The following is a 1,019-nucleotide window of genomic DNA, read 5'->3' as shown; positions in this document are numbered from 1 at the left end:
TGTGCCACCAGAGTGCATATTGGGGTTTAGTTCTAGGGTGAGATTGAGGGGCGGATTTGCCAAATCAAATTTGGCGTAGTCAGCTTTGTATTTAACTGGAGACACACCAAACATTGCCTGGTAAAACGTGACAGATTTGTGAAGGTCAGTGACATTCAGGGAGACATGAGTTTTGAGAGTAGCCATTAAGATCCCTCCTGTTTTACTAATTAGTCAATCCTAATATATCAAAAAAAATTGATTTATTGCTTAAACAATAGTTAAGCCATCGGCTGAATTGGCTAATGCTATTGGGCTAATGGTATTAGGTACATCAAGAGCAGTTGACAGGGTCGGTGCTTTAAGACGCTCTATACCCTGATCAGAACCCTAGAGCCATTCAACCTAGACTTTAAACTAGTCTGAGCAACAACTATGGGCAGGTACCATCACACCTGTGCGACGAAATTCTGCCAAATATTGCTCTAAAACCACAAACTGGGGCAAATTCAAGCTGTAGTACATCCACCTTCCCTGTTGGCGGGGGCGAATCAGACCAGCTTGTTTAAGGGTTTTCAGGTGAAATGATAGTTTTGATTGCTGGACATTTAAGCGATCGCATAAATCACAAACACATAACTCTTGCGATCGCAGTAGCTCAATCACTGCCAGGCGCAGGGGATCGGAAAGAGCATGGAAGCCAGCGAGGATAGTAGTGGAGTCTGGAGCAGAAGTGGCTTGCATCAATTTTTATTTAATTATTCTGTGGGTTGGACATCGATAAATTTTATTAATCGCACTTTTGGATCAGATAGATTACTATACTTCTTCGCTTTGTCTTCTATTATCTTCAGTTGTCCTAGTGCTTTGCTACAAGAGAAACCAAATTGAGCTTTGACGCGATCACTACCATCCCTGATTGACTGACAAAAGTTATTCCGGAACATATTGGTACGTTAGTACTTTGAACTCTAGCCTATAAATTCGTTTCTCGTGTTGTTTGCGCGATGCCATAACAGGGTCAGGATCACGGTTGGAGG

General features: G+C 42.3%; 3 protein-coding genes. All 3 read right to left on the bottom strand.

Annotation, left to right across the window (positions count from 1 at the left end):
- Nucleotides 1-186, bottom strand: a 186-nt coding sequence (locus tag F6K49_RS52860; protein ID WP_293111123.1) for a VOC family protein, incomplete at its 3' end; no start/stop codon positions are given.
- 210 nt (nt 187-396) lie between these two features.
- Nucleotides 397-723, bottom strand: a complete 327-nt coding sequence (locus F6K49_RS52855) for a metalloregulator ArsR/SmtB family transcription factor (RefSeq protein WP_293111121.1) — start codon at nt 721-723, stop codon at nt 397-399.
- A 14-nt stretch (nt 724-737) separates the two neighbouring features.
- On the bottom strand, nt 738-926 hold the full coding sequence (locus tag F6K49_RS52850; RefSeq protein ID WP_293111119.1) for a hypothetical protein: 189 nt from the start codon (nt 924-926) through the stop codon (nt 738-740).
- Between the last annotated feature and the right edge of the window lie 93 nt (nt 927-1,019).

It is taken from the genome of Moorena sp. SIO3I6 (assembly GCF_010672095.1).
Note: the sequence above shows the minus strand (reverse complement) of the source record. Positions and strands in the feature narration are given on the sequence as shown.

Coding starts and splice junctions, on each gene's coding strand:
- F6K49_RS52855 (WP_293111121.1), bottom strand. CDS start 723: ATGCAAGCCACTTCTGCTCCAGACTCCACTACTATCCTCGCTGGCTTC.
- F6K49_RS52850 (WP_293111119.1), bottom strand. CDS start 926: ATGTTCCGGAATAACTTTTGTCAGTCAATCAGGGATGGTAGTGATCGC.